Source organism: Streptomyces sp. NBC_00433 (assembly GCA_036015235.1).
GTDB lineage: Bacteria > Actinomycetota > Actinomycetes > Streptomycetales > Streptomycetaceae > Actinacidiphila.
Genome location: CP107926.1, coordinates 6,713,750 through 6,734,012, shown reverse-complemented (window position 1 = coordinate 6,734,012; position 20,263 = coordinate 6,713,750). Strand labels below are relative to the sequence as shown.

The 20,263-nt window shown below is 73.4% G+C and carries 18 protein-coding genes; 10 read left to right on the top strand and 8 right to left on the bottom strand.

Annotated features, from left to right (window positions below):
* The first annotated feature begins 32 nt into the window (after positions 1 to 32).
* Both OG900_28685 and OG900_28680 read left to right on the top strand, forming a co-directional pair.
* On the top strand, positions 33 to 1,214 hold the full coding sequence (locus tag OG900_28685; protein ID WUH93698.1) for an alpha/beta hydrolase: 1,182 nt from the start codon (positions 33 to 35) through the stop codon (positions 1,212 to 1,214).
* 68 nt (positions 1,215 to 1,282) lie between these two features.
* Positions 1,283 to 2,008: a DUF4429 domain-containing protein gene (locus OG900_28680; GenBank protein WUH93697.1), complete on the top strand. Its 726-nt coding sequence runs from the start codon at positions 1,283 to 1,285 to the stop codon at positions 2,006 to 2,008.
* 7 nt (positions 2,009 to 2,015) lie between these two features.
* Here the strand turns inward: OG900_28680 and OG900_28675 are convergent, their stop codons facing one another.
* Positions 2,016 to 3,032, bottom strand: coding sequence for an aldo/keto reductase (locus tag OG900_28675; GenBank protein WUH93696.1), 1,017 nt, complete (start codon positions 3,030 to 3,032; stop codon positions 2,016 to 2,018).
* Positions 3,032 to 3,487, bottom strand: a complete 456-nt coding sequence (locus OG900_28670) for a MerR family transcriptional regulator (protein ID WUH95966.1) — start codon at positions 3,485 to 3,487, stop codon at positions 3,032 to 3,034. The genes OG900_28675 and OG900_28670 overlap by 1 nt, the downstream gene beginning before the upstream one ends.
* Positions 3,488 to 3,563: 76 nt before the next feature.
* Between OG900_28670 and OG900_28665 the strand changes: the two genes are divergently transcribed.
* The gene (locus OG900_28665) at positions 3,564 to 4,379 is read left to right on the top strand and encodes a beta-lactamase family protein (protein WUH93695.1); all 816 of its coding nucleotides are present in this window, start codon (positions 3,564 to 3,566) and stop codon (positions 4,377 to 4,379) included.
* A 201-nt stretch (positions 4,380 to 4,580) separates the two neighbouring features.
* On the opposite strand, the gene OG900_28660 is transcribed toward OG900_28665, so the two are convergent.
* Positions 4,581 to 5,297, bottom strand: coding sequence for a pirin family protein (locus tag OG900_28660; GenBank protein WUH93694.1), 717 nt, complete (start codon positions 5,295 to 5,297; stop codon positions 4,581 to 4,583).
* Between the two features lie 79 nt (positions 5,298 to 5,376).
* Here OG900_28660 and OG900_28655 point away from each other — a divergent pair, with 79 nt between their 5' ends.
* The 5 genes from OG900_28655 to fabF all read left to right on the top strand — a co-directional run bounded on the left by OG900_28655 (position 5,377) and on the right by fabF (position 10,340).
* Complete coding sequence (locus tag OG900_28655; protein WUH93693.1) at positions 5,377 to 6,582, top strand: helix-turn-helix domain-containing protein; 1,206 nt, start codon at positions 5,377 to 5,379, stop codon at positions 6,580 to 6,582.
* 89 nt (positions 6,583 to 6,671) lie between these two features.
* Entirely contained in the window at positions 6,672 to 7,643 is a 972-nt protein-coding gene (locus tag OG900_28650) for an ACP S-malonyltransferase (GenBank protein WUH93692.1), read from the top strand.
* Positions 7,640 to 8,650: a ketoacyl-ACP synthase III gene (locus OG900_28645; GenBank protein ID WUH93691.1), complete on the top strand. Its 1,011-nt coding sequence runs from the start codon at positions 7,640 to 7,642 to the stop codon at positions 8,648 to 8,650. Before OG900_28650 ends, OG900_28645 begins: the two co-directional genes overlap by 4 nt.
* 71 nt (positions 8,651 to 8,721) lie before the next feature.
* Positions 8,722 to 8,970: an acyl carrier protein gene (locus OG900_28640; GenBank protein WUH93690.1), complete on the top strand. Its 249-nt coding sequence runs from the start codon at positions 8,722 to 8,724 to the stop codon at positions 8,968 to 8,970.
* 101 nt (positions 8,971 to 9,071) lie between these two features.
* Positions 9,072 to 10,340, top strand: a complete 1,269-nt coding sequence (gene fabF / locus OG900_28635) for a beta-ketoacyl-ACP synthase II (protein ID WUH93689.1) — start codon at positions 9,072 to 9,074, stop codon at positions 10,338 to 10,340.
* Between the two features lie 355 nt (positions 10,341 to 10,695).
* On the opposite strand, the gene OG900_28630 is transcribed toward fabF, so the two are convergent.
* On the bottom strand, positions 10,696 to 11,574 hold the full coding sequence (locus OG900_28630) for an NAD(P)-dependent oxidoreductase (GenBank protein WUH93688.1): 879 nt from the start codon (positions 11,572 to 11,574) through the stop codon (positions 10,696 to 10,698).
* A gap of 269 nt (positions 11,575 to 11,843) precedes the next feature.
* Entirely contained in the window at positions 11,844 to 12,338 is a 495-nt protein-coding gene (locus tag OG900_28625; GenBank protein WUH93687.1) for a DUF3145 domain-containing protein, read from the bottom strand.
* Between the two features lie 263 nt (positions 12,339 to 12,601).
* On the opposite strand from OG900_28625, the gene OG900_28620 reads away from it, so the two are divergent.
* Together OG900_28620 and OG900_28615 are read left to right on the top strand one after the other, a co-directional pair.
* Entirely contained in the window at positions 12,602 to 13,534 is a 933-nt protein-coding gene (locus OG900_28620) for an SGNH/GDSL hydrolase family protein (protein WUH93686.1), read from the top strand.
* A 52-nt stretch (positions 13,535 to 13,586) separates the two neighbouring features.
* A complete protein-coding gene (locus tag OG900_28615; GenBank protein ID WUH93685.1) occupies positions 13,587 to 15,077 on the top strand; it encodes an MFS transporter in 1,491 nt (496 codons plus the stop codon).
* Positions 15,078 to 15,135: 58 nt separating this feature from the next.
* Here OG900_28615 and OG900_28610 read toward each other — a convergent pair whose 3' ends face one another.
* From OG900_28610 to efeO, 3 genes are all read right to left on the bottom strand, one after another.
* Positions 15,136 to 17,526, bottom strand: coding sequence for a glycoside hydrolase family 3 C-terminal domain-containing protein (locus tag OG900_28610; protein ID WUH93684.1), 2,391 nt, complete (start codon positions 17,524 to 17,526; stop codon positions 15,136 to 15,138).
* 213 nt (positions 17,527 to 17,739) lie between these two features.
* Positions 17,740 to 19,032 carry an iron uptake transporter deferrochelatase/peroxidase subunit gene (gene efeB / locus OG900_28605; protein WUH95965.1) on the bottom strand — a complete coding sequence of 431 codons (1,293 nt, stop codon included), beginning with the start codon at positions 19,030 to 19,032 and terminating at the stop codon, positions 17,740 to 17,742.
* 44 nt (positions 19,033 to 19,076) lie between these two features.
* Positions 19,077 to 20,258 carry an iron uptake system protein EfeO gene (gene efeO, locus OG900_28600; GenBank protein WUH93683.1) on the bottom strand — a complete coding sequence of 394 codons (1,182 nt, stop codon included), beginning with the start codon at positions 20,256 to 20,258 and terminating at the stop codon, positions 19,077 to 19,079.
* Positions 20,259 to 20,263: the final 5 nt, after the last annotated feature.

Sequence of the window (20,263 nt, the reverse complement as noted above, 5' to 3'; positions counted from 1 at the left end):
GGCAGCCGCGGGTGACCCTGCTCGAAGCGCGTATGAGTCCCACCTCCTTCCGCGCGGCTCTGGCGCTCGCCGTGGTCTTCGTCATGCTGGCCACCACCGGTTGGACGGCGGTACGCCCGCACGGCCCCGCCGACGCGCGGACCGCGGCGGTCACGGCCTGGCTGCGCGCCACGGTCGCCGGCCGCCGGCTGCCCGACCCGGACACCGCGCCGGCCGGCGCCGTCGCCCGCTTCTTCGCCTCGCTCACCCGCCCGCAGGCGCTGCGGCTCGCCCGCCGCCACCCGCTGGTCGTCGGCAACCTCAACGGTGCCCCCCTCGCGCTGCGCTACCAGGCCAACCGCTTCTCGCTGGCCAGGTCCCGCACCGACGAGCGGGCCCGCGCGTCGGGCAACACGCTGACGCCGGCCGGCCGCAAGGACGCGGCGCGGCGGGCCGACCGCTACACCTCGCTGCTCGCCGGCCACCGGCAGATCCTGGCCTTCGACCCCAGCGGCACCGGCCTGGCCGCCGAGGTCTTCGGCGACCTCACGACCGCGACGCGGGTCGCGGTGGTGGTGCCCGGCGCCGACACGAACGTCCTCACCTTCGAGCGGGTCGAGAAGGCCTACACGGCCCCGGTCGGCATGGCCCGCGCCCTCTACCGGCGGGAGCGGGCGGCCGAGCCCGACGCGCGCACCGCGGTGATCGCCTGGGCCGACTACGTGACCCCCAGCGGCCTCGGCCTCGACGCGTCCACCGCGAACCTGGCCGAGCACGGCGCCGCGCGGCTGCTGGCGCTGCTGGGCGCGCTGCCCCGGCGGCAGCGGGTCTCGCTCTTCTGCCACTCCTACGGCTCGGTGCTGTGCGGGGTGGCCGCGCCCGGCCTGGCAGGGAGCCAGGTCGCCGACATCACCGTCTTCGGCAGCCCGGGAATGCACGTGAAGCGGGCCTCGCAGTTGCACACCACGGCGAACGTGTGGGCGGCCAGGGACAGCGGCGACTGGATCGAGGACGTCCCCCACCTCGAATTCGCCGGCCTCGGCCACGGTACGGATCCGGTCTCGGCCAAATTCGGCGCCCGTGTCGTGAGCGCCCGCGGCGCCGCCGGGCACCCGGGCTACTTCGCGCCGGGCACCGCGAGCCTGGCCAACTTCACCTCGATCGCCCTCGGCTCCTACGCGGCCGTCACCTGCGACGGCGCCGCCCCCTCGGCCTGCACCACCGGTCTGGCCTGACCCCGGACGGGGACGCACCGCGAGCCGGTCGCCTGGGGCGCGGCCGCCCGGAGGAATAGGCTGGCCGTATGGGCGATGTGCTGGCCGGAAGCAATGCCGTATGGGAGTTCGAGCCCGACGCCGTCGTGATCCGGTACAGCCGGGCGGCCCGGGGAGCACGGCTGCTGCAGGTGCTCGGCGAGCGGCGGGTGCCGCATGCGGCGCTGGCGTCCGTGGACCTGGCGGACGGGCGCCGCGGGCACGTCGTCCTGCGGGCGGCACCGCGCCCGGGAGCGGACCCGCTGATCGAGGCGGCCGGCGGCCAGCTGAAGGACAGCGCGGACCCCTACCGGCTCATCGTCCCGGAGGAATTCAGCACCCTGGCGGAGTATTACCGCGACGAGCTACGCGCGAAGATCGGCGGACCCGCCGACGACGTCCTGGGCGGGTTCCTGGTCGAGGCACCGTCACCGCCGCTGTCCTTCAAGGCCTATGACGCCAAGGCACTCTTCGACGGACGCACCGTCTGCTTCCGCTGGTTCTGGACGGGCGCGTCCTCGGCCAAGTGGAAGGCGGGCGACCAGAGCTTCCCGGTCGAGGAGCTGAGCGGCGTCGACTGGCGCTCCCCCGAGATGCTGCACGGCTACCTGCGGCTGCTGACCAGGGCCGGCGGCGGCCCGCAGCCGGGTGAGCCCGACCAGGATCCCGCCGCCGTCATCTTCGGGCTCGGCTACGGGCCCGTGCACGAGTCGCTGCCGTTCGCGGCGGCGGTGCTGGCCGCGATCCGCTCCGTCCGCGTACGGCAGCAGCCGTAGGACCTGCCTACTCGCGCGCCGCGGCCGTCGTGCTCATGTCCGGGTAGCGGTCGCCGAGCACCCGTGCCGCGATCGGCTCCAGCTCGGCCAGCTCCGCCGCGTCCAGGATGATGCCGGCCGCCGCGACGTTCTCCCGTACACGGGAGGCGCGGCGGGTGCCGGGGATCGGGACGACGGGCAGGCCGTGCACCCGCGCCCGCTGGTGCACCCAGGCCAGCGCGACCTGCCCGGGGGTGGCGTCGTGGGCCGCCGCGATACGGCGGACCGGCTCCAGCAGGTCCGCGTTGTGCCGGGCGTTGGCGCCGGTGAAACGCGGCTGGCGGCGGCGCATGTCGCTCTCGTGCAGCTCGCTGCCCGCGTCCTGGAAGGCACCGGTCAGGAAGCCGCGGCCGAGCGGCGAATACGGCACGAAGGCGACACCGAGGTCCGCCGCCGCGCCCACCGCGGACTGCTCCACGTCCCGGCTGAAGAGCGACCACTCCGACTGGACCGCGGTGATCGGGTGCGCCGCGTACGCCTCGCGCAGCTCCGCGCCGGTCACCTCGGACAGGCCGAGGAAGCGCACCTTGCCCGCGGCCACCAGCTCGCCCATCGCGCCGACCGACTCGGCCAGCGGCACCTTCGGGTCGCGGCGGTGCATGTAGTACAGGTCGATGACGTCGACGCCGAGCCTTCGCAGGCTGGCGTCCACGGCCTGCCGGATGTACGGCGGGTCGTTGCGGATCGACCGGTAGGTGGGGTCGTCGGCCCTGCGCTCGTTGGCGAACTTCGTCGCCAGGGTGATCTCGTCGCGGTGCGCCTTGACGAAGGGCGCGAGGAATTCCTCGTTGGCTCCCTGGCCGTACATGTCGGCCGTGTCGTAGAGGGTCACCCCGGCGTCGAGGGCGGTCTCCAGCGTCTCGCGGGCCGCGGCCTCGTCGGTGTCGCCGTAGAACTCGCTGATACCCATGCAGCCCAGGCCCTGGACGCCGACCAGCGGCCCGTCGGCACCCAGTCGTACCGTCCCCAACAGTTCAGCCGACATCACGCGCCTGTCCTCTCCGGCGCCGGCTCGGCGCCCGCATACGTCCCGATCTTGTAGTCCAGCACCGTCAGGGTGTCCTGCAACTCGGCGATCCGCCGCACCACGTCCGTCCTGGTCGCCTCAAGCAGCGCCTTGCGCTGCGGCTCGGTGCCCTTGCCCTCCCTGACCAGCTCGGCATAGGTCACCATGTCGGCGACCGGCATCCCGGTGAGCCGCAGCTTGCCGACGAAGGCCAGCCAGTCGAGGTCGCGGTTGCTGAAGCGGCGCTGGCCGGTGTTCGAGCGGTCCACGTGCGGCATCAGCCCGATCCGCTCGTACCACCGCAGGGTGTGCGCGCTCATCCCGGTGAAGGCGGCGACCTCGCTGATCGTGTACTGGTCCCTGCCGTCGGGCCGCGGATGCGTCTCCTCCGCCACGCACAGCGCGACCATCGGCGCGGCTTCCTGGTTCACCATCTGCACGACCGTCATGGTCTCCACGCTAAGACCTTCGAGTGCACTCCAGGCAAGTGCGGGCCATTAGGCTCACCATATGGACAGCCTACGGTTGATCGATCAGTGGCCGGTTCCGAACGCGGCGGCGGTCGTCGTCCGCCAGGACGGCACGGTGGCGGGGTCGCACGGACCGCAGGACCACGCCTTCCCGCTGGCCTCGGTGACCAAGCCGCTCACCGCCTACGCGGCGCTCGTCGCGTACGAGGAGGGCGTCTTCGACCTGGACGACCCGGCAGGGCCCGACGGCTCCACGGTCCGCCACCTGCTGGCCCACACCTCGGGGCTGGCCTTCGACGAACACCGGGTGCAGGCCCCGCCCGGCACCCGGCGGATCTACTCGAACGCCGGGTTCGAGGTCCTCGGCGACACGATCGCCAAGGCGGCGGGCATACCCTTCGCGTCCTACCTCCACGAGGCGGTGCTCCAGCCGCTCGGCATGACCGCCACGACGCTCCCGGGCTCCCCGGCCGCCAGCGCCGTCTCCACGGCCGCCGACCTGGCCCGCTTCGCGGCGGAAGTGCTGGCGCCGCGGCTGCTCCACGCTTCCTCCGTGGCCCTGGCCACGGAGGTCTCCTTCCCCGGGCTCCGGGGGGTGCTTCCCGGCTACGGGCCGCAGAACCCCAACGACTGGGGGCTCGGCTTCGAGATCCGCGCGCACAAGTCGCCGCACTGGACCGGCGCGCACTCCTCGTCCGCGACCTTCGGTCACTTCGGGCAGTCCGGGTCCTTCCTCTGGTTCGACCCGGCCGCGGCCGCGGCCTGCGCGGTCCTCACCGACCGCCCCTTCGGCCCCTGGACCACCCCCCTCTGGCCCACCCTGACCGACGCCGTCCTCACGGACCTCTCCACCTAGGACGCCACCCCTCGCCCGAGACCTTCCCCCGGTGGGGGCTGGTCGCTCCGTTCCCCCCAGCGCGACAAGCCCCCACCGGCCCGCAGACAAGCACCGCACCGCAAGGGGCAATCACGTCAGGGGCGCGGGGAACTGCGCGCACAGCCACCCGCCGGGGGAAGGTCTCGGGGCCGGGGGAAGGGGCGCCCACGGGGAGCCCCCCTACGCAGGAGCCGGCTCCGACCGCATGGACCAGAAGAGATATTCGGCGCCGCCCGAAGCGTGGAGGGAGAGGGCCGGCTCGCCGGCCACCCTGGCGGCGTCGCCCGGATGAAGCACCGCACCGTCGAGACCGACCGTGCCGCCGAGCACGTGGAGGTAGCAGAAGGCACCCGGCGGCAGGGTGAGGTGCTCGGGCCCGAGAGGTCGGCCCACCCACAGCGCGGCGGCCCCTTGCCGCAAGCGCAACGGCGGGGTCGCGTCCGGCGCCCCGGACGCCAGCAGCGTGAGCCCGGGGCCGGGCGGCACCGGCGAGGTCACCGCCGCGTAGTCGGGGCGAGCCCCGAAGACGTCGGGGTGCAGCCACATCTGCAGGAAGCGCAGCGTCGACGCGCCGACGTTGCGCTCCACGTGCCGAACCCCGCTGCCGGCGCTGAGCCACTGCGCGTCGCTGGCCCGCAGCCGCGCCACGCGCCCTTCGGCGTCCCGGTGCTCCAGCTCTCCCTCGATCACCCAGGTGACGATCTCGGTGTCGCGGTGCGTGTGCTCGGCGAATCCGGCGCCCGGCGCGAGCCGTTCCTCGTTGCAGGCGACGAGCAGCCCGAACCGTACGTTGTCGGGGTCGTAGAAGCCGGAGAAGGAGAAGGCGTGCCGGGTGTCGACCCCGGCTTCCGGCTCTCCTCCGGCGTAGCGGTCGGCGGCCCGGCGCACGTCGATCATGCCTCTACCGTAGACGGCCGGAACACCTACGGCCCGACGCCGGGGAGGCGGGAAAAACCGACCCCATAGGCTTGGCTCCGTGCCGAACGCCTCTCAGTCACCGCAGACCCCCGCCGAACCCGGTCGCGGGGAGCATTCCGCGACGCTGCGCCGGCTGGAGAAGTCCGCCGGGCGGCTGGCGGCGAACGCCATCGCCCGGATGGACGCGAATCTGCCCTGGTATCGGGCGATGCCGCCGGAGAACCGTTCCTGGATCGGCCTGGTGGCGCAGGCCGGCATCGCGGCCTTCACCGAGTGGTTCCGGCACCCCGAGGCGCCGCAGGCGATCAGCACGGACGTCTTCGGCACCGCGCCCAGGGAGCTGACCCGGGCGATCAGCCTGCGGCAGACCGTGGAGATGGTGCGGACCACGATCGAGGTGATGGAGGCCGCGATCGACGAGGTCGCGGCGCCGGGCGACGAGGCGGTGCTGCGCGAGGCGCTGCTGGTCTACGCGCGGGAGATCGCCTTCGCCACGGCGCAGGTGTACGCGCAGGCCGCGGAGGCGCGCGGCGCGTGGGACGCGCGGCTGGAGTCGCTGGTGGTCAACGCGGTGCTGTCGGGCGAGGCCGACGAGGGGGTGCTGTCGCGGGCGGCGGCGCTGGGCTGGAGTTCGCCGGACAAGATCGTCGTGGTGCTCGGCACCGCGCCGAACGGGGACAGCGAACTGACCGTCGAGGCGATCAGGCGGGCGTCCCGGCACGCGAAGCTCCAGGTGCTGACCGGGGTGCTGGGCGAGCGCCTGGTGGTGGTGGCCGGCGGCGACGACGATCCGCTGCGGGTCGCGAAGGCGCTGATCGGCCCGTTCGCGGCCGGCCCGGTGGTGGCCGGTCCTGTGGTGGGCGACCTGCTGTCGGCGACCCGCTCGGCGCAGGCGGCCGCGGCCGGTCTGCGGGCCTGCCACGCGTGGCCCGACGCGCCGCGTCCGGTGTCGTCCGACGATCTGCTGCCCGAGCGTGCGATGGCGGGTGACCGCCATGCGCGTGAGCAGTTGGTGGAGGAGATCTACAGGCCTCTGGAAGAAGCGGGCTCCGCGCTGCTGGAGACGCTGAGTGTCTATCTGGAGCAGGCGTCGTCCCTCGAAGGGGCCGCCCGTATGCTGTTCGTCCACCCCAATACCGTCCGCTACCGGCTGCGACGTGTGACCGATGTCACCGGGTGGTCACCCTCCGACGTCCGTTCGGCGTTCACCCTGCGCATCGCCCTCATCCTGGGCAGGCTGTCCGATGCGGGGCGGCGCGGCTGAGCGTTTGTGGGACACCCACAAATCACCTGACAGTTCTTGGTCCCTGTCCCCACGGGCGGTCATCCCCGCCCGCGAGAGAGAGTGTGAAGGTGCTCGTACTCGTCGCTCCCGGCCAGGGCGCTCAGACGCCCGGCTTCCTCGCTCCCTGGCTCGAACTCCCCGGCGCCGCCGACCGCCTCGCAGGCTGGTCCGCCGCGGCGGAGCTGGACCTCGCGCGTTTCGGCACCGTCGCCGACGCGGACGAGATCCGCGACACCAAGGTCGCGCAGCCGCTGCTGGTCGCCGCGGGCCTGCTGTCCGCCGGCGAGCTGGGGCTGACCCCGGATGTGGTCGCCGGGCACAGCGTCGGCGAGATCACCGCGGCCGTCCTGGCCGGGGTGCTGTCCGCGCAGGACGCGATGGCCTTCGTGGCGGCCCGCGGCCGTGCGATGGCCGACGCCGCCGCGGTGACGGCCACCGGCATGTCCGCGGTGCTCGGCGGCGACCACGACGCGGTGGTGGCCCATCTGGCCGCTCTGGGGCTGACCCCGGCGAACGTGAACGGGGCGGGCCAGATCGTGGCCGCGGGCACTCTGGAGCAGCTCGCCGCGCTCGCCGAGGACAAGCCGGAGAAGGCGCGGGTGGTCCCGCTGAAGGTCGCGGGCGCCTTCCACACCGCCCACATGGCCCCCGCGGTCGCGACGCTCGAAGCGCTCGCGCCCTCGCTGACCGTCTCCGACCCCGCGCTGCCGTATGTTTCGAACGCGGACGGGCAGGCGGTGGAGAGCGGGGCTGACGTCGTACGCCGGCTGGTCGCCCAGGTGTCCAATCCGGTGCGCTGGGATCTGTGCATGGAGACGTTCAAGGAGCGCGGGGTCACCGCGATCATCGAGGTGTCGCCGGGCGGCACGCTGGTGGGTCTGGCCAAGCGGGCGCTGCCCGGGGTGCGGACGCTGGCGCTGAAGACGCCCGACGACCTCGACGCGGCCCGTGCGCTGGTGGCCGAGGTGGCGGCGCAGGCCGCGGCCGAGGGCGCCGTCGTACCGCAAGCCACACCCGAACAGGAGCCGTTGCAGCGATGACAGCGAAGATCAGCCCGAGCAAGGGCTCCCCGTACGCACGCATCCTCGGCGTCGGCGGCTACCGTCCCACCCGGGTGGTGCCCAACGAGGTGATCCTGGAGCACATCGACTCCAGCGACGAGTGGATCAGGTCGCGGTCCGGGATCGCCAGCAGGCACTGGGCCGGCCCGGACGAGACGGTGGCGGAGATGTCCATCGCCGCCGGCGGCAAGGCCATCGCGGACGCCGGGATCAGCGCCTCCGACATCGACGCCGTCATCGTCGCGACCGTCTCGCACTTCAAGCAGACCCCCGCGGTCGCCACCGACATCGCGCACCGGATCGGCGCGGGCAAGCCGGCCGCGTTCGACATCTCCGCGGGCTGCGCCGGCTTCACCTACGGCCTGACCCTCGCCAAGGGCATGGTCACCGACGGCACCGCCGGATACGTGCTGGTGATCGGTGTGGAGCGGCTGAGCGACCTGACGGACCTGGAGGACCGCGCGACGGCCTTCCTGTTCGGCGACGGCGCCGGCGCGGTCATCGTCGGCCCGTCGAAGGAGCCCGCCATAGGCCCCACGGTGTGGGGTTCCGAGGGCGACAAGTCGGAGACGATCAAGCAGACCGTCTCCTGGGAGGTCTACCGGGACACGCCCGGCGAGCAGGTGCGCTTCCCGGCGATCACCCAGGAGGGCCAGGCGGTCTTCCGCTGGGCGGTCTTCGAGATGGCCAAGGTCGCCCAGGAGGCGCTGGACGCCGCGGGGATCACCGCGGACCAGCTCGACGCCTTCATCCCGCACCAGGCGAACATGCGGATCATCGACTCGATGATCAAGGCGCTGAAGCTCCCCGAACACGTCGCGGTGGCCCGCGACGTGGAGACCACGGGCAACACCTCCGCCGCGTCCATCCCGCTCGCCATGGAGCGGCTGCTCGCCACCGGCCAGGCCAAGAGCGGCGACACCGCCCTGGTCATCGGCTTCGGGGCGGGTCTGGTCTACGCGGCGACTGTGGTTACTCTCCCCTAGTCACACACCCTCGCGGCGCCGCAGTCCCGCACGCCGCGCCATCGGTTACACATCAAGGAGCGCCGTAAAAAATGGCCACCCAGGAAGAGATCGTCGCCGGTCTCGCCGACATCGTCAACGAGATCGCCGGTATCCCCACCGAGGACGTCAAGCTCGACAAGTCCTTCACCGATGACCTGGACGTCGACTCCCTGTCGATGGTCGAGGTCGTGGTGGCGGCCGAGGAGCAGTTCGGCGTGAAGATCCCGGACGACGACGTCAAGAACCTCAAGACCGTCGGCGACGCGGCCGACTACATCCTCAAGGCCCAGCAGGTCTGAGGCCGCTGGCCGAAACGATCCCTCGGCGCGTGGCCCGCGGGATCGGCATCCGGGACGACGCGTCTGTCGCCCGCCCTTCTAGACGTGGAGAGACAATTCCTGTGAGCCCGACCAATCGCACCGTGGTCGTCACCGGTATCGGAGCAACCACACCGCTGGGTGGCGACAGCGCGTCGACCTGGGAGGCGCTGCTGGCCGGCCGGTCAGGCGTGCGCCCGCTCGAACAGGACTGGGCCGCCGAACTGCCCGTGCGGATCGCCGCGCAGATCGCCGTGGAGCCCGGGGAGATCCTGCCCAGGCCGCTGGCCCGCAAGCTGGACCGCAGCGCGCAGTTCGCGCTGATCGCGGCCCGTGAGGCGTGGGCGGACGCCGGTTTCACCGCGAAGGCGGGCGAGGACCCGGCGGTCGACCCCGACCGGCTCGGCGCGGTCGTCGCGTCCGGCATCGGCGGTGTCACCACGCTGCTGGGGCAGTACGACGTGCTCAAGGAGCAGGGCGTACGCAAGGTGTCGCCGCACACCGTGCCGATGCTGATGCCCAACAGCCCGTCGGCGAACGTCGGTATCGACATCAACGCGCGTGCCGGTGTGCACACCCCGGTGAGCGCGTGCGCCTCGGGCGCCGAGGCGATCGGCTACGCGGTCGAGATGATCCGCACCGGCCGCGCCGACGTGGTCGTGGCCGGCGGCACCGAGGCGGCGATCCACCCGCTGCCCATCGTCGCCTTCGGCAACATGATGGCGATGTCCAAGAACAACGGCGACCCGCAGGGCGCCTCGCGCCCCTACGACGCCGGCCGGGACGGCTTCGTCCTCGGCGAGGGCGCGGGCGTGGTCGTGCTGGAGTCGATCGAGCACGCGAGGGCGCGCGGCGCCCGGGTGTACGCGGAGCTGGTCGGCCAGGGCATCTCGGCCGACGCGCACCACATCACCCAGCCGGAGCCGACCGGCCGCGGTATCGCGGCGGCGCTCCAGCACCTGATGGACGGCTCGGACCTCAAGCCGGCCGAGATCGTGCACGTCAACGCGCACGCCACGTCCACCCCGCAGGGTGATGTGGCGGAGATCAAGGCGCTGCGCAGCGTGTTCGGCGACGACGTGGACCACATGGCGATCTCCGCCACCAAGTCCATGACGGGCCACCTGCTCGGCGGCGCCGGCGGTATCGAGACGGTCGCCTCCGTGCTGGCCCTCTACCACCGCATCGCCCCGCCGACGATCAACCTGGTCGAACGGGACCCCGAGGCGGACGCCGACATCGTCGGCGACAAGCCCCGCCCGCTCCCCGAGGGCACGATCGCCGCCCTGAACGACTCCTTCGGCTTCGGCGGCCACAACGTGGTCCTGGCCCTCCGCAGCGTCGAAAGCTGAGCCTCTCCCCCGCGCCCCTCAACACGGCCACCCTCCGAGTGGAGGGCGCCCCAAAGGGGCGCGGGGAACCGCGCGCCAAGCCACGACGCACCGGCACTGCGACTGCCACCGCAAGTGGCAATCGCCTGGGGGCGCGTGGGGGCACCCCCAGGCGAAGCTCTGGGGGAGAACTGCGCGCTCAGCCCACCACCGGCCGGTGGTTCGGCACGGACCGAACGGCCCTTTTCGCACGGTGACGACCCGCGGCCGGTCGACGGCTGGTCGCGCAGTTCCCCGCGCCCCTGGTGGGAGCCCTCCGCGGCGCGCAACCCGCCGCCGGACGGCAGCCGAGGGACGCACCGCAAGGGGCACCCCCTCAAGCCCAACTGGCGAAGTACCCGGCGGCCATGTCCTCGCCGCCATGTCCCTGCGCAGCAGCCCGCTGGAAGCGAGCGGCGGCGGCAGCCGCGAGGTCCATGCGGGCGCCGGCCGCCTCCCCGGCCCCCACGATGAGCCCCAGGTCCTTGGCCGCGCCGGTGACCGTGAAGTTGGGCGTGAAGTCACCGCCCAGGATGGCCGCGGCCTTCATCCGAAGGTAAGGCGTGTCCATGGAGCCGCCCTCGATGGCCGCGAAGAAGTCGTCGGGGTCGACGTCCAGTGCCTTGGCCAGGGCGAGCGTCTCGCCGGCGGCGGCGGTCAGGGCGAGCACCCAGTTGTTGAGCACCAGCTTGAGCCGGCTGGCCGGCCCGTCGGCGGCGTCCCCCGGCAGCCAGAAGGTCTTGCCGCCGATCGCGTCGAAGACCTGGTCGGCGACCGTACGGGCGGCGTCGGGCCCCGCGGCCAGCACGGTCAGCTGCCCGGCGTCGGCGACCGTACGCGTGCCCAGGACGGGCGCGTCGACGAAGAGCAGGCCGTGATCGGCGGCGCGGGCGGCCAGCAGGCCCTGCGCCTCGGGCCCCACGGTGCCGGTCTGCAGCCAGACCGCGCCGGCCTTGAAGGCGTCGGCGGCGGCGACAGCGCCGACGACCTCCTGGGTGGCGGGCCCGTCGAGCAGCATGGTGACGACGGCGTCGGCGCCGCGTACGGCCTCGGCGGGGTCGGTGACGACGGTGACGCCGTCGGCGGCCAGCGGCTGGGCGCGGGCCGGGGTGCGGTTCCAGGCGCGGACGTCGTGGCCGGCGGCGGACAGGTTGCGGGCCATCCCGGCGCCCATGAGGCCGGTGCCGAGGACCGCGACGGTGAGAGAGTCGGACATGAGGGCAGGTTACGTCCGACCGGGCGACGCCGGCGGCGCGCTGACCGCGTGTCAGACCACGTACGCGTCAGACCACGCGCGGGCGACCCGCACGCTGCCCGGGACGGACGCCCTGCCACCGGACGCGGCCGGGCCAGGCGCAGGCCGGACCACGCGCGGGCGACCCGCACGCTGCCCGGGACGGGCGCCCTGCCACCGGGCGCGGAGGGGCCACGCACGGGCCGGACCACGGCGCCGGACCGCGTACGGGCCGCAAGACCCGCGCGTGTTCAGACGACCTGGTGCAGCCAGCGCACCGGAGCGCCCTCACCCGCGTAGCGGAACGGCTCCAGCTCGTCGTCCCACGGCTTGCCCAGCAGCCGGGACAGCTCGCTCTCCAGGTCGGCCTCGCCGCTGCGGGCCCGCTGCATGGCGGCGCGCAGCCGGTCCTCGGGGATCAGGATGTCGCCGTGCATGCCGATCACGGCGTGGAAGATGCCCAGCTCGGGCGTGGCACTGTAGCGCTCGCCCTCCGCGCCGGCCGACGGCTCCGCGGTGACCTCGAAGCGCAGCAGGTGCCAGCCGCGCAGCGCGGACGCCAGCTTGGACGCCGTGCCCGGTTCGCCCTGCCAGGAGAATTCGGCACGCCAGGTGCCCGGCGCGGCGGGCTGCCGGATCCAGTCCAGGCTGACGCGCACGCCGAGGACGCCCGCGACGGCCCATTCGACGTGCGGGCAGAGCGCGCGCGGTGCGGCGTGCACGTACAGAACACCACGTGTCGTCACCGGTACCTCCAGTGTGGGACGAGGTTCGCCTTCCCCAGCGGCCTCAACACCCGAACCGGCTGCTCCCGGGGCAACATGAGAGACATTCTGCACTATTCGCGGCAAACAGGACAACAACTGGCGGTTTGACGCCCGGTCGCGGCCGACCTCCCGTCACATCGATCCGGGTGTCAGGGAAAAAGCTACCTTGCGGCGTCTCCCAGAACGTGACGTACGGTCGGGCTGTTACCGGATGTCACCCACTCGTCGGAGGGAAGAGCCGTATGCGACCGCTGCTGCGACGCGGCCTGTCACTGGCCGTCGGTGCCGCTCTGCTGGGCGGATGCGTCTCCGGGTGCTCCTCGGGCGCGTCGCCGGACGGCGGGCGGGCGCCCACGGCCGGGTCCCCCACCGCACACACCTCGCATTCCGCGCGCGAGCCCGCGCCCGCCGCCCCGGCCGCACCCGCCCGCCCGTGGAATGTGCACCCGGCGTCGGTCGCCGCCCTCGGCGACTCCATCACCCGCGGCTTCGACGCCTGCAAGCCGCTGTCCGACTGCCCCGAGGTGTCCTGGGCGACCGGCTCGCGCACCGGCGTCGGAAGCATCGCCGGCCGGCTGACCGCGGCCGCGCCCGCCACCCGCAGCTGGAATCTGGCCGGCACCGGCGCCCGGGTCGCCGACCTGCCCGCCCAGGCGCGGGCGGCGGCCGCCCACCGGCCGGCCATGGTGACGGTGCTGATCGGCGGGAACGACGCCTGTACGTCACGGCCCGGCACGATGACCTCGGTCGCGCACTTCCGCAGGGACTTCGCCGCCACGATGGCGTATCTGCACAAGACGCTGCCGGCCACCCAGATCCTGGTCGCCAGCATTCCCGACCTCCAGCGGCTGTGGTCGGTGGGCCGGTCCAACGTGCTGGGCAAGGAGGTCTGGAAGCTCGGCCTGTGCCCGTCCATGCTCGCCGACCCGGACTCGCAGAGCCCTTCCGCCGTGTCCCGGCGCACCGCCGTCCACGACCGGGTGGTCGCCTACAACGGGGTGCTCGGCCAGGTCTGCGGGCAGTACGCGCGCTGCCGCTACGACGGCGGCGCGGTCTTCGGCTACCACTTCGGGAGCGACGAGCTGAGCACCTGGGACTGGTTCCACCCGAACGAGAAGGGCCAGGAGCAACTGGCCAGGCTCCTGGCGGCGGTGGCCTTCCGACCGGCGTCGTGAGCCCCCCGCATGCGGACAGAAGCTGACCGCATGGGGCCATAGCGTGTTCGTCATGGACACCACGAAGGAACCCGTTCCCGACTCCTCGCCCGCCGCACAGCCCGGCCGCTGGCTCGGCTACACCGCGGTGCTCGCCGCCAGCGTCATGGACCTGCTGGACTCGACCATCGCGAACGTCGCGGCGCCCTCGATCCGTACGTCGCTCGGCGGCTCCTACGCCGACCTGCAGTGGATCGCCGCGAGCTACACCCTGGCGATGGCCGTCGCCCTGCTCGTCGGCGGGCGGCTCGGCGACATGTTCGGCCGCAAGCGGGTGCTGCTCACCGGGATGGCGGGCTTCGTCCTCGGCTCGCTGGTCTGCGCCGCGGCGCAGAACCCGTCGATGCTCGTCACCGCCCGGATCGTGCAGGGCGCCTTCGGCGCGGTGATGATCCCGCAGTGCTTCGCCATCCCGCGGGAGATCTTCTCGCCGCAGGAGGTCAAGAAGGCCTGGGGCATCTTCGGCCCGCTGATGGGCCTGTCCGCGGTGCTCGGCCCGGTCGTCGCGGGTGTCCTCATCCACGCGGACCTCTTCGGCGCCGGCTGGCGGATGATCTTCGGCATCAACCTGCCGATCGGTCTTGCCGCGCTGGTGATCGGCTGGAGGTTCCTGCCGGCCGTCACGCCCGCCGCCCGCGGTGTGCGGCTCGACGCGCTCGGTGTGCTGCTCGCCGGCGCCGGCGCCTTCCTGCTGGTCTTCCCGCTGGTCCAGGGCCGCGAACTGGGCTGGCCCGGCTGGACGCTGGCGATGCTCGCGGCCTCGATCCCGGTCCTCGGCGTCTTCGCCCTGCACCAGGTGCGGCGCAGCCGCGCCGGGCTCAGCCCGCTGGTCGAGCCCAGCGTCTTCCGCAAGCGCTCCTACGTCTCCGGCGTCGCCTTCGCCATCGCCTTCACCGCGTCCATGGGCGGCATGATCCTCACCCTCGGCGTCTTCCTCCAGGTCGGCCTCGGCTACACCGCGCTCCACTCCGCGCTGGCCACCGCGCCCTGGGCCGTCGGCGCGCTCTTCGGCTCCGCGGGCGGTGCGATCTTCATGGGCAGCCTGGGCAGGAAGGTCCTGCACATCGGCCTGCTGCTGATGGGCGCCGGGGTCCTCGGCCTCTACGGGGTCTTCCAGACCGCGGGCGCCGACCTGACGGCCTGGCAGCTCGCGGGTCCGCTGGTCGTCGGGGGCGCCGGCATGGGCATGATCTTCGTCCCCCTCTTCGACATCATCCTCGGCGGTGTCGAGCCGCACGAGATCGGCTCCGCCTCGGGGACGCTGCAAGCCGTGCAGCAGCTCGGGATGACGCTGGGCATCGCCGCCCTGGGCACGGTCTTCTTCAACGTCCTGGGCCGGGGCCACGCCGCCGCGGCGGTGGACGCGGCGTCCACGACCGCCCTGTGCACGGCCGCCCTGATCGCGCTGGCCTTCGCGCTCGGCTTCTTCCTGCCCCGGGCGGCCCGCCCGGCCGCCGACGAGCCCGCCCCGGCCCCGGCCCGCACCGACCTGGCCGCGGTCTGACCCCTCCGAGCGCCGCCACCGGCCCCGCACCCGCGCGGTGCGGGGGCCGGTGGCGGTGCTACGGCAGGGTGAGGGTGAGGGTGAGGGGGCCCGCGGTCAGGCGGGCAGGGCCCGGGGGGAGCACGGAGAGCGGGACGGTGGCCTCGGCCACCGTGCCGGGGGCCGCGGTGACGGAGGCGAAGCCGACAAGGCCGAAGCCGGCGAGGTAGAGCTGGACGACCTCGCGCCCGGCCCGGTGGCCGACATTGCGGACCCGTACGGTGACGGACGCCGGGGAGTCCGGCCCGGCGGCCAGCTCCTCGTAGGCCCACGAGGTGTAGCCGAGCCCGTGCCCGAAGGGGTAGGCGGGGGCCGGATCCCCGCGCCGCTGCCAGGCGCGGTATCCCACGAAGACCCCTTCGTCGTACGTGAGCACCCCGGAGCGCGGCTCGACCTCGGTGACCGGCGCGTCCGCGAGGCGGACCGGCCAGGTCGTGGGGAGCCGCCCGCCGGGCTCGGCGGCACCGAGCAGGACGTCCGCGAGCGCGGCGCCGCCCTCCTGCCCGGGGAACCAGCAGACCAGCACCGCCGCGACGTCCCCGCGCCACGGAAGCTCCACCGGCGCACCGGAGTTGACGATGACGACCGTGCGGGGGTTGGCCGCGGCGACGCGGGCGACGAGTTCGTCCTGCCGCCCCGGCAGCCGCAGGTCCCGCCGGTCGAAGCCCTCCGACTCGACGCGCTCGGTGGTGCCGACCACGACCACCGCCGTGTACGCGGCGCGTGCCGCGGCGACCGCCTCGGTCAGCAACTCCTCCTCGTCCCGCTCGGGTTCACCGTGCAGCAGGCTGCATCCGATGGCCTGGACGGGAAGTTCCGCATCCTTGGGCGGCGTGTGGACCATGCTCACCGCCACCGGCTCGCACGCCGCGAGCCGCACCGTGCCGCGCTGCGTCGGCTGGCCGAAGAAGGCCTCGAAGGGGTCGGAGTGCGGGTCGAACTGCGGCCCGTCGTAGACGACTTCGCCCGCCACGGTGAGGGTGAAGGCACCGGTGCCGCGGGTGCCGAAGCGGTGTTCGCCGCTGGCCGTGGGGGTGAAGGTGCCGCACACCTCGACGGTGTGCACCTCGTCGTAGTCCACACCGGGCGGCATCTCGCCGAACCACTGCACCTGCCCGGACGGCAGCGCCTCGGACCCGAGTTCGCGCCCGTCGGCCGCGCGGGCGACCGCCCACAGCGCGAACCCGGCCGCGGCGGGCGCCAGTTCCTCGCCGGGGTCGGCGCCGAGGGCGTAGCCGAGCTGCACGCCCGCGGGCAGCTCGACCCGCAGCGCATCGAGCAGCGAGACCACATGCCCGGGGAAGACCTGCGCGGATCCGCCGCCCAGGATGCGCGGTTCGCGCGCGGCGGCACCGATCAGGGCGATGCCGCCGTGCACGGCGGCGGTGTCCAGCGGCAGGACCGGGGCCTCGTCCCGCACCTCGTTGCGCAGCAGCACGAAGCCGCGGGCGGCGATCTCCCGGGCGAGCGCGTCGCCGTCGACCGGTGCGGGCCGGTCGGCGGGCGCGACGGCCGCGGGGGCGCCGTCGAGCAGCCCGACCCTGGCGGCCAGCCGCAGCACCCTTCTGGCGGCCGCCTCCACCAGCTCCTCGGGCACCTCGCCGGCCCTGACCGCGGCGGCCAGCGCCTCGCCGTAGACGGTGTGCGGCCCCGGCATGGCCAGGTCGAGCCCGCCGTGGATCGCGCCGACCGTGGAGCGGGCGGCCAGCCAGTCGGAGACGACGACGCCGTCGAAGCCCCATTCGCCGCGCAGCACACCGTTGATCAGCTCGGCGTGCTCGGTCATGGTGACGCCGTTCACCGCGTTGTAGCCGGCCATGACGCCCCACGGGCGGGCGTCGGCGACGATCGCCTCGAAGGGTGCGAGGTACAGCTCGCGCAGGGTGTGCGGATCGATGCGGTTGTCGACGGTGAAGCGGTCGGTCTCGGCCTCGTTGCCGACGAAGTGCTTGACGGTGACGCCGACGCCGCCCTCCTGCACCCCGCGCACATACCCGGTGCCGATCGCCCCCGTGAGCAGCGGGTCCTCGCTGTACGCCTCGAAGTGCCGCCCGCCCAGCGGGCTGCGGTGCAGATTCACCGTGGGTGCCAGCAGCACGTGCACACCTTTGCGGTGCGCCTCCTGCGCCAGCAGCCGGCCCGCCCTGCGGGCCAGCTCCGGGTCCCACGAGGCCGCGAGCGCGGTGGGGCTCGGCAGCGCCACGGACGGGTCCTCGGCCGACCAGCGCCTGCCGCGCACCCCGATGGGACCGTCCGACATCACCAGCGAGCCCAGGCCGATCGCCGGGAAGGCGGGCAGTGACCACATGTCCTGCCCGGCCAGCAGCCGCGCCCTGTCATCGAGCCCCAGCGCACGCAGCGCGGCCTCCACGGCCCGCTCGCGCTCGGCGTCACCCGCGTCGACGGTCATCGCCCCATGCTCGCGCCGTGGAGCAGCCGTGCCCTCCCCTCCGGGGGTGATAGATGCGAAGCCGTGATCTCCCCCGGTCCCTCCGCGCCCCCGGGTGATTGCCACTTGCGGTGGCGTTGCTCGCCCGCGGCCCGGTGGTGGGTCGCGCGCGCGGTTCCCCGCGCCCCTGAAGAACGCCCACCCTCCCGAATGAGCCTTGCCGGGGGCGGGGCGTCAGCCGAAGAGTTGCGCGCCCCAGTCCTGGCCGGCGGCCAGTCCGGGCGGCACGGCGAAGACGCCGCTGCCGATGTGCTGGATGTACTCGTTGAGCGCGTCGTGCGCCCCCAGCACCCGCTGGAGCGTGACGAACCGGTCGGGGCTGTTCATGAACGCGATGAAGAACAGCCCGCCCAGCAGGTCCCCGGTCTCCTTGTCGATGCCGTCCGTGTATGAGTAGCCGCGGCGCAGGATGCGCAGGCCCTTGTTGTTCTCGGGCGAGGCGAGCCTGATGTGCGCGTCGTCGGGGATCACGTACTGCCCGCCGGACTTCGCGGCGAAGTCGGGGGTGTCGAACTCGCTGTGGCCGGTCAGCGGGGCGCCGCTGCCCTTGTAGCGGCCGAAGACGTCCTGCTGGTCGCCGAGCCGGTCGCGGTCCCACTGCTCCATCCGCATCCGGATCTTGCGGCTGACGAGGTAGGAGCCGCCGCGTACCCACCGCTGCGGCTCCTCCTCGCCGATCCAGACGTGCCGGCCCATGACCTTCTCGTCGCGGGCGTCGATGTTGCGGGTGCCGTCCTTGAAGCCCATCAGGTTGCGCGGGGTGGCCTGCTGGGGGGAGGTGGAGGACGTGCGGCCGAAGCCGAGCTCCATCCAGCGCGGCAGGACGGTGCCGAAGCCGAGCCTGCGCAGGTTGCGTACCGCGTGGAAGGCGACCTGCGGGTCGTCCGCGCAGGCCTGCACGCACAGGTCGCCGCCGGTGACCGCCGGGTCGAGGTTCTCGCCGGGCAGCTTCGGCAGCGGCCGCAGGGCGCTGGGCCGGCGGGCGGCGAGGCCGAAGCGGTCGTCGAAGAGCCCCGGGCCGTAGCCGATGGTGATGGTGAGGCGGCCGGGGCTGAGGCCGACCGCCTCGCCGGTGTCGTCGGGCGGGGTGTTGAGGTCGCCCTCGTCGCCGGGCACCGGGCGGCCCAGGGCCATCGCCTCGGCCGCGGCGGTCCAGGTGGTGAGCAGCGCGGCCAGGTCGGCGCGGGTCGCGTTCGGCGCCACGTCGAAGGTCGCGAAGCACAGCCGGTCCTGGGAGGGGGTGGCGATGCCCGCCTGGTGGGCGCCGCGGAAGTCGACCGTGGCGGGGGCGGCGTGGCCGGTCGGGGCGCCGGAGCCCGAGCCGCTGTCGCGGTTGGCGAGCGCGGTGCCGCCCGCGCCCAGGGCGGCGCCGGCGACCGCCGCCCCCGCTCCGACGGCCCCGAGCAGCCGGCGCCGGCTGACGGCGGAGGTGGCGGGACCGGAGTCGCGCTGGGCGTCCGGTGTGATGTCTGGCGTGTCGTCGGGCTCGGGGCCCTGGGGCGGGGTCACGGTCAGGCGATCTTTCCGGCGATCTTCGACACCGACTCGGCGTACGCGTCGACCGCCTGGGCCAGGACGCGGCGCTGGGCGTCGGTGACCTTGCTGTAGTCGACGTAGCCGCTGTCCTCGTAACCGGGCGTGGCCGCGTACGCCTTGAGGGCGGTGGCGGTGGCCTGGTAGCGCTGGGCCACGGTGTCGGCGAGCGCCGGGTCCTTCTGCTTGAGCACCGGCAGCAGCACGCTGACCGCCTCGTTGGCGCCGGCCAGGTTGCCGTCGAAGTCGAGCAGGTCGATGTGCGAGTAGCGCTCCTCCTCACCGGTGATCTTGGAGGACTGGATCTCGTTGACCAGGTCGGTGGCGCCGTTGGCGATGGCGGCCGGCTGGTACTCGACCTTCTGCACCTTGGTGTAGAGGTCGTGCACGTCGGCGCTCAACCGGTCGGCGAGCGTGCCGAGTCCGGCGGTGGAGTTCTTCTCCCACAGCTCCTGCTCGATGCGGTGGAAGCCGGTGAAGTCGGCGGCGGTGGCCGCGTCGTCGATGCGGCCGTCGATACGGCCGTCGATGTCGCCCCAGACCTCGGCGGTCGACTCGATGCGCTCGTAGTGGACGCGCGCCTTGCCGTAGAGCTTCTTGGCGTCGTCGGTCTTGCCGGCCTTGACCGCGGCGGTGAAGGCGTCGGTGCCGGTGACCAGTTCCCTGACCTCGCCGGTGACCCAGGTCGCGTACTGCCGGGTGGCGGTGACCAGGGCCGGCTCGTCCTTCCAGGTCTTCTCGGCGGTGCCGGTGACGGTGAACTCGGTCTTCTCGGTCTTCGCCCCCGGGCAGTAGACCTGGTATTTGCCGGCGTCGAGGTTGAGGGTGAAGTCGCCGGACAGGCCCGGCGTCAGGTTCTCCTTCTCGCCCAGGATCTTGCCGCCGTCGAGCAGTTCGGCCTCGGTGACCTTCGCGGAGCCCTTGTTGCCGACGTCGAACTTCACCGTGCCGGCCGGGACCGTCGCCGGGGTGGGCGCGCAGTCCTTGTCGCTGATGTCGATCTTGACGGTGGAGGACTTGGCTGCGGCGTTGTCGGCGTCGGCGGGCGTGGAGCCCTTCGAGTCGTCCTTGCCGCCGCCGCAGGCGGTCATCAGCAGGCCTGCGGTGATCACGGTGGCCGCGCAGGCCAGTGCGCGGCGGTGGGTGGCTCGGGGGGTCACGGTCA

Excerpts from the sequence above, each read along its gene's own strand:
- OG900_28685 (WUH93698.1), top strand. The coding sequence starts at position 33 with ATGAGTCCCACCTCCTTCCGCGCGGCTCTGGCGCTCGCCGTGGTCTTC.
- OG900_28680 (WUH93697.1), top strand. The coding sequence starts at position 1,283 with ATGGGCGATGTGCTGGCCGGAAGCAATGCCGTATGGGAGTTCGAGCCC.
- OG900_28675 (WUH93696.1), bottom strand. The coding sequence starts at position 3,032 with ATGTCGGCTGAACTGTTGGGGACGGTACGACTGGGTGCCGACGGGCCG.
- OG900_28670 (WUH95966.1), bottom strand. The coding sequence starts at position 3,487 with ATGGTGAACCAGGAAGCCGCGCCGATGGTCGCGCTGTGCGTGGCGGAG.
- OG900_28665 (WUH93695.1), top strand. The coding sequence starts at position 3,564 with ATGGACAGCCTACGGTTGATCGATCAGTGGCCGGTTCCGAACGCGGCG.
- OG900_28660 (WUH93694.1), bottom strand. The coding sequence starts at position 5,297 with ATGATCGACGTGCGCCGGGCCGCCGACCGCTACGCCGGAGGAGAGCCG.
- OG900_28645 (WUH93691.1), top strand. The coding sequence starts at position 7,640 with ATGACAGCGAAGATCAGCCCGAGCAAGGGCTCCCCGTACGCACGCATC.
- OG900_28640 (WUH93690.1), top strand. The coding sequence starts at position 8,722 with ATGGCCACCCAGGAAGAGATCGTCGCCGGTCTCGCCGACATCGTCAAC.
- OG900_28630 (WUH93688.1), bottom strand. The coding sequence starts at position 11,574 with ATGTCCGACTCTCTCACCGTCGCGGTCCTCGGCACCGGCCTCATGGGC.
- OG900_28620 (WUH93686.1), top strand. The coding sequence starts at position 12,602 with ATGCGACCGCTGCTGCGACGCGGCCTGTCACTGGCCGTCGGTGCCGCT.
- OG900_28615 (WUH93685.1), top strand. The coding sequence starts at position 13,587 with ATGGACACCACGAAGGAACCCGTTCCCGACTCCTCGCCCGCCGCACAG.
- OG900_28610 (WUH93684.1), bottom strand. The coding sequence starts at position 17,526 with ATGACCGTCGACGCGGGTGACGCCGAGCGCGAGCGGGCCGTGGAGGCC.